Source organism: Bradyrhizobium sp. (assembly GCF_052389815.1).
GTDB lineage: Bacteria > Pseudomonadota > Alphaproteobacteria > Rhizobiales > Xanthobacteraceae > Bradyrhizobium.
Genome location: NZ_JBQTHN010000054.1, coordinates 25,738 through 32,707, shown reverse-complemented (window position 1 = coordinate 32,707; position 6,970 = coordinate 25,738). Strand labels below are relative to the sequence as shown.

Annotated in this window: 7 protein-coding genes; all 7 read left to right on the top strand. The window is 66.9% G+C overall.

Translation table 11 applies throughout. The features are described 5' to 3' along the window. Nucleotides 1–1,881: penicillin-binding protein 1C (gene pbpC / locus ACT4OC_RS09995; protein ID WP_444838818.1), on the top strand; the 1,881-nt coding region annotated here is incomplete at its 5' end. Between the two features lie 50 nt (nt 1,882–1,931). Beyond that, nucleotides 1,932–3,677, top strand: a complete 1,746-nt coding sequence (locus tag ACT4OC_RS09990) for an ArnT family glycosyltransferase (RefSeq protein ID WP_444838817.1) — start codon at nt 1,932–1,934, stop codon at nt 3,675–3,677. Between the two features lie 2 nt (nt 3,678–3,679). After that, entirely contained in the window at nt 3,680–4,519 is an 840-nt protein-coding gene (locus tag ACT4OC_RS09985) for a phosphatase PAP2 family protein (RefSeq protein WP_444838816.1), read from the top strand. A gap of 58 nt (nt 4,520–4,577) precedes the next feature. Further along, complete coding sequence (locus ACT4OC_RS09980) at nt 4,578–5,321, top strand: glycosyltransferase family 2 protein (protein WP_444838815.1); 744 nt, start codon at nt 4,578–4,580, stop codon at nt 5,319–5,321. Continuing rightward, a complete protein-coding gene (locus ACT4OC_RS09975) occupies nt 5,321–5,659 on the top strand; it encodes a lipid-A-disaccharide synthase N-terminal domain-containing protein (RefSeq protein WP_444838814.1) in 339 nt (112 codons plus the stop codon). The genes ACT4OC_RS09980 and ACT4OC_RS09975 overlap by 1 nt, the downstream gene beginning before the upstream one ends. A 125-nt stretch (nt 5,660–5,784) precedes the next feature. Next, nucleotides 5,785–6,036 (top strand): PilZ domain-containing protein, encoded by a 252-nt coding sequence (locus ACT4OC_RS09970; protein ID WP_444838813.1) that lies wholly within the window; start codon nt 5,785–5,787, stop codon nt 6,034–6,036. Between the two features lie 100 nt (nt 6,037–6,136). Further along, nucleotides 6,137–6,952 carry a tetratricopeptide repeat protein gene (locus tag ACT4OC_RS09965; RefSeq protein WP_444838812.1) on the top strand — a complete coding sequence of 272 codons (816 nt, stop codon included), beginning with the start codon at nt 6,137–6,139 and terminating at the stop codon, nt 6,950–6,952. The last annotated feature ends 18 nt before the right edge of the window (nt 6,953–6,970 follow it).

Here is a 6,970-nt window from a genome sequence, read left to right as displayed (position 1 = left end):
CCGGTCGATGCGAAGCGCGATGTCGACCCGACCTACCTCAAGCTGCTGCTCGCGTTCGAGGACAAGCGGTTCCATTCCCATGCCGGCGTCGATCCGCTGGCGCTGACGCGGGCGGCACTCCAGCTCGTCGCCAGCGGCCGTATCGTTTCCGGCGGCTCGACCATCACCATGCAGCTCGCGCGGCTGATCGAGCCGCGACGGGAGCGCTCGGTCTACGCCAAGCTGCGCCAGATGGTGCGCGCGGTGGAGCTGGAGCGGCAGCTCAGCAAGGACGAGATCCTCAACCTCTATCTCGCGCTGGCGCCGTTCGGCGGCAATCTCGAGGGCATCCGCGCCGCCTCCATCGCGTATTTCGGCAAGGAGCCCAAGCGGCTGACGCTGGCTGAAGCCGCGCTCCTGGTGGCGCTGCCGCAGTCGCCGGAAATCCGCCGTCTTGACCGCCATCCCGGTGCCGCCCGCGCCGCGCGCGACAAGGTACTCACCCGCATGGTGGAAGAGGGCATCGTCGCCGGCGACGACGCCGCGCAGGCCAAGGCGACCGTCGTGCCGAAGCTGCGCAAGCCGATGCCCATGCTGGCGCCGCACTCCTCCGACCAGGCGATCGCGACGATCAAGGACGCGCCGGTGATTCGGCTAACGCTCGATGCCAACTTGCAGAGGGTGCTGGAGGCGCTGGCGCGCGACCGCGCGCTAGCGCTCGGACCTGAGATTTCCGTCGGCATCATCGCGGTCGACAACGCGAGCGGCGACGTGCTCGCCCATGTCGGCTCGGCGGATTATTTCGACGAGCGGAGGGCAGGGCAGGTCGACATGACGCGGGCAGTTCGCTCGCCGGGCTCGACGCTGAAACCCTTCATCTACGGCCTCGCCTTCGAAGATGGCTTTGTGCATCCCGAAAGCCTGATCGACGACCGGCCGATTCGCTTCGGCTCCTATGCGCCGGAAAACTTCGACATGACGTTCCAGGGCACGGTGCCGGTGCGCCGGGCGCTGCAGCTGTCGCTGAACGTGCCCGCGATCGCGCTGCTCGACCGCGTCGGCTCGAGCCGGCTGTCGTCGCGGCTGAAACAGGCCGGCGCGTCGCTGGTGCTGCCGAAGAACGAAGCGCCGGGGCTGGCGATGGGTCTCGGTGGCGTCGGCGTCACCCTGCAGGATCTGGCGCAGCTCTATGCCGGCCTGGCGCGGCTCGGCACCACCAAGCCGCTGCGCGAGATCGCCATGTTCCGCGACGGGCGCGAGCCGATGCGGCTGATGGACCAGGCCGCGGCCTGGCAGGTCGGCAACGTCCTGCTCGGCACGCCGCCACCGGAGAACGGCACGCATAACCGCATCGCCTTCAAGACCGGCACCAGCTACGGCTACCGCGACGCCTGGTCGGTCGGCTTCGACGGCAAAATGACCCTCGGTGTCTGGGTCGGCCGGCCCGATGGCGCGCCGGTTCCCGGGCTGATCGGGCGCGCGGCGGCTGCTCCCATTCTGTTCGACGCCTTCGCCCGCACCGGCAAGGTCCCGGCGCCGCTGGCGAAGGCGCCAAGAGCCGCGCTGGTTGCCGGCAACGCAAAGCTGCCGCCGCCGCTGCGCCGGTTCCGCCCGATGGGCGAACTGGTGCGCGCCGGCAGCGATCTGGCGCCCCGCATCCAGTTCCCGCTCAATGGTTCTCGCATTGACGTCGATCGCTCCGGTGACGGGCAGAATGCGGCGATGCCGGTGAAAGTCGCGGGTGGGGTGTTACCGATGACCGTGCTGGTCAACGGCGCCTCCGCCGGCGAGATCGACAGCCGCCGGCAGAGGCTGGTCGAGCCGCCCGGGCCGGGCTTTGCGCGCTTGACCGTGATCGACGCCACGGGCGCGGCGGACACAGTTGTGATCAGAATTCAGTAGATGCACCCTAAGCGGTTGTAGGAACGGCGGTTTCAGCGTATGCGGAACCGATGGTCGAGACCTATGCCCGCCCCCGATTTGGCGAACCGCGCGAGCCGAAGAACCGGGTGAATCCGGGCGGCCGGCTTGCGCTCGTTGTCGACTTCGTCGCCGGCAGCCACGGCCGCGCGGTGGCATTCCTGCTGCTCTGCTGCATGCTGTTCTACCTGCCGGGCTTCTTCACCATCCCGCCGATCGACCGCGACGAGGCGCGCTTTGCGCAGGCCACCAAGCAGATGGTCGAAAGCGGCGACTTCGTCGACATCCGCTTCCAGGATGACGTCCGCTACAAGAAACCGGTCGGCATCTACTGGATGCAGGCGGCCGCAGTCGAAACGGCCGCCGCACTCGGGCTGCCGCGGCCGCAGGCGCGCATCTGGATCTACCGGATTCCCTCGTTGATCGGCGCCACCGGCGCGGTGCTGCTGACCTACTGGACGGCGCTTGCCTTCGCCACGCGGCGAGGCGCGATCCTGGCCGCGCTGATCATGTGTTCGTCGGTGCTGCTCAGCGTCGAGGCGCGGCTCGCCAAGACCGACGCCATGCTGCTGCTCACCGTCATTGCCGCCATGGGCGCGATGGCGCGCGTCTATCTCTCCTGGCAGCGCGGCGAGGACCCCGCGCGTCCGCCATGGGGTGCACCTGCGATTTTCTGGACGGCGCTCGCCGGCGGAATCCTGCTCAAGGGACCGCTGATCCTGATGTTCGTCGGGCTCACCATCCTGATGCTCGGCATTCTCGACCGTAATGTCGGTTGGCTGTGGCGGCTGCGGCCGGTCTGGGGCCTGATGTGGACCCTGGTGCTGGTGCTGCCGTGGTTCGCGGCGATCTTCCTTCGCGCCGGGCAAACCTTCTTCACCGACTCGGTCGGCGGCGACATGTTGGCGAAGTTCGTCGGGCAGGAATCGCATGGCGCGCCGCCCGGCGTGTATCTCTTGCTGTTCTGGGTGACGTTCTGGCCGGGCGCGGTGCTCGCAGGCCTTGCCGCGCCTGCGGTGTGGCGCGCGCGGCGCGAGCCCGGCGCGCAATATCTATTGGCCTGGCTGATTCCATCCTGGATCGTGTTCGAGCTGGTGCTGACCAAGCTGCCGCATTACGTGCTGCCGCTGTATCCGGCGATCGCGATCCTGGCGGTGGGCGCGATGGAGCGGCGCGTGCTGTCGCGCGCGGCCTGGGTGATCCGCGGCACCGCCTGGTGGTTCGTGGTGCCGGCCGGCGGCTCGGTGCTGGCCATCGTCGGCGCCATCACGCTGACGCGCCATCCGGTGTTCTTTGCCTGGCCGTTCGTGGCGGCGGCGCTGATTTTCGGCCTCATCGCCTGGTGGCTGTATGACGACGGCCATGCCGAGCGCTCGCTGCTCAATGCGGTGGTCGCCGCGCTGTTTCTCTCCTTTGCCACTTATGGCGCGGTAGCGCCGGCATTGACGCGGCTGTTCCCGAGTCCGGAAATCGCCCGGGCGCTGCGCAATGTGAAATGCGTCGGACCGAAGATCGCTGCGGCCGGCTTCCACGAGCCGAGCCTGGTGTTCATGACCGATACGACCACGCTGCTGACGGACGGTTCGCGCGCGGCCGACTTCCTCGGGCAAGGCACCTGCCGCTTCGCGCTGGTGGAATCGCGCTCGGAACGCTATTTCGTGGCGCGCGCCGAGGCGATCGGGCTGCGCTACAACGTGATGACCCGGATCGACGGCTTCAATTTCTCGCAAGGCAAGGCGATCTCGATCTCGATCTTCCGCTCCGAAGGTACGGAATAGAAATGGCTGCGAAGCGGGCGGCGTCGCCGCATTATCTCGGGCGCTTCTTCGGCACCCTGGTCGCCTCGTTCGCCCAGCTCGTTCGTTCGCCCTCGCATTCGCGCCGCGCCGAGGCTGGCCGTGCCGCCGCAAGGCACGCGCTGTGGCTGATTGCAGGCCTCGGCGCTGCGATCATTGCGTTGATGTACCTGTTCGATGCGACCGAAATCCGCCTGATGCCGCCGCGCGGCACGCCCAGCCTGTGGTGGGTGCGCATCCTCACCGATTTCGGCAAGACGCTTTACGTGGGCTGGACGCTGTTCGGCCTGATGGCGCTCGTGCTGATTGCCTCCGCCGCCGCGCGGGGCACCGCGCGCTCGCTGCTGCTCGGGCTCGGCACGCGGCTGCAATTCCTGCTCTGCGCGGTGGTGACGCCGGCTCTCGTCGGCGAGGTGCTGAAATGGGCGGTCGGACGGGGCAGGCCGTTCGTCGGCGGCGAGGCCAATCCCTTCAACTTTTCGCATTTCGCCGACAGCGAGGCCTTTGCCAGCTTTCCGTCCGGACACGCCAACACGGCGTTCGCGCTGGCCTTTGCAGTATCGGCGCTGTGGCCGCAGACGCGCTGGTTCATGCTCGCTTACGCGCTGATCATCTGCGCGACGCGGCTGGTGCTGCTCGCGCATCACCCGAGCGACGTGGTCGCCGGCGCACTGGTCGGCGTGATCGGCGCCATGATCGTGCGCTACTGGTTCGCGGCGCGCCGGCTCGGCTTTGCCATCGAGCGCGACGGCACCGTGGTGGCGCTGCCCGGGCCTTCCCTGGAGCGTCTCAAAAGGGTTGCTCGGGGCGCGCCGGGTCCATAAAAGCGGCTGCTGGCCGCCTGCTCAGGTTCCGGCCGCCCAACCAGCCAAGAGCGCAGAATTGCCTTCTCCCGAAACAGCCACGGTTGCCGTCTCCATCGTCGTGCCCGTACGCAACGAGGAGGACAATCTCGCACCGCTGATATCGGAAATTGCGGCGGCGCTGAACGGACGCTGGGCCTACGAGATCGTCTATGTCAACGACGGCTCGACCGATAAGACTGGCGAGAAGCTCACCGAGCTGAAGAAACGCTATGTCCAGCTTCGCCAGATCAGGCACGCCGCATCGGGTGGCCAGTCGGCCGCGGTGCGCAGCGGCGTGCGCGCGGCGCGCGGCGCGATCGTGGCGACGCTCGACGGCGACGGCCAGAACAACCCCGCATTTCTGCCGGACCTGATCGCGGCTGTCGAGAAAGGCAATGGCCGCATCGGCCTCGCCGCAGGGCAGCGGGTCGGCCGCAAGGACACCGGCTTCAAGAAGCTGCAGTCGCGCATCGCCAACACCGTGCGCAACGCCATCCTGAAGGATGGCACGCGCGACACCGGCTGCGGGCTGAAGGCGTTTCCGCGCGACGTGTTCCTGGCGATGCCTTATTTCGACGGACTGCACCGGTTTCTGCCGGCGCTGGTGCGGCGCGAGGGCTATGAGATCGCCTATGTCGACGTGGTCGACCGTCCGCGTCATTCCGGCGTATCGAATTACGGCTTCTTCGACCGGCTCTGGATCGGGATCATGGACCTCGGCGGCGTGTGGTGGCTGATCCGCCGCAAGAAGCCGACACCCGTTGCCAGCGAGGTGAAGTGATGCTCATCCAGTACGGGCAGGCGCTCGGCGATTATCTTTATGACGTCTTCGTCGCCAAGTTCGATTTCTGGCTGGCGTTCGGTCTGGTAGCGCAGCTGTTCTTCACCGCGCGATTCCTGGTGCAATGGATCGCAAGCGAGCGGGCCGGCAACAGCGTGGTGCCGATGGCGTTCTGGTTCTGCTCGATGGGCGGCGGGCTGATGACGCTGGTCTATGGCATCGTCAAGCGCGAGCCCGTCATCATCATCGGACAGGCCCTCGCCACGATCATCTACATCAGGAACATCATGCTGATATGGAAGAACCGCGGCACCGGCTCGCAGACGCTGGACCGCTGAGGAATCGTAAACGGGGCCGCGCGGAAAAACGCTAAATTGCCACCGGTTCCGATAGGCGGATTCCAACACATGACCGCTATAGCTTTAGCCTCTTTGAATGCATCACCAGCGAGGCGGGGATCGGAATGTTCGTCAATCGGCGGAAGAGCGAACGGGTTGTCTGCAACAGGTTCGCGAAAATCCAGTTCGGGACCGGCGCCTTGCCGCGCGACTGTCAAATCACCGACATTTCCGACGGCGGCGTCAAGGTGATCGCCGACTACCCGGAGATCCCGCCCGAATTCACCATCATCCTGGCCACCGGCCGGCCGCGGCAGTGCCGCCTGCGCTGGCGGATCGGCTGCGAATTCGGCGCCGAATTCATGGATCGAGCCTGAAGGGCGGACCTCCCGTGGCCGCCCGGCGCGGGAACTTAACCCAACGTTAGGCTTAAGCTGTGAGCATCCGCGGACCGTCGCCCGATGAGTCCGCGAGTAGATGTCCGCAAATTTCCCCCGACAGCCCGGCCTGGCCTGGCGCCTGGCGCCTGCCGCTGCCTGTGTGATCCTGGCCGTTGGGCTGTGGGGCTGCCAGACCTCGGGCCCATCCGACATCACGGGATCGCTCGGCGAGAAGGCCGAGGCCAAGTCATCCGATCCGCGGCGCGACCTCGACGCCTATCGCGAGCGATTCAGGGCCAATCCCAAGGACAGCGAGGCCGCGCTGAAATACGGCAAGGCGCTGCGCGCCATCGGACAGAAGGCGCAGGCCGTCGCCGTTCTGGAACAGGCCTCGATGGCCAATCCCGGTAACCAGGCGCTGCTTGCGGGCTACGGTCGTGCGCTCGCCGACAATGGCAATTTCCAGCAGGCCTTCGACGTGCTGGGGCGGGCCCATAAGCCGGAAGACCCCGACTGGAGCATCCTGTCGGCACAGGGCGCGACGCTGGACCAGCTCGGCCGCTTCGAGGAAGCGCGGCAGTATTACACGAGCGCATTGAAGATCGTGCCCGACGAGCCCAGCGTGCTGTGCAATCTCGGACTTTCCTATGTGCTCTCGAAGGATCTGGCGAAGGCCGACGAAACGTTACGGCGTGCCTACAGCCTGGCAAGCTCCGATCCGCGTATCCGCGCCAACCGCGCGTTGGTGCTGGGTCTGCAGGGCCGGATGAACGAGGCGGAGGTCATCGCGAAGGCCGACCTGCCGCCGGACCAAGGGGCTGCCAACTTCGCCGCGCTGAAGCAGGTGCTGGCGCGGAAGCATGCCAGCGGCGGCGAGAAAATGCCCGTCGCCTCTTCCAAACGCAACGACTGATCCGATTCGATGCTGCCG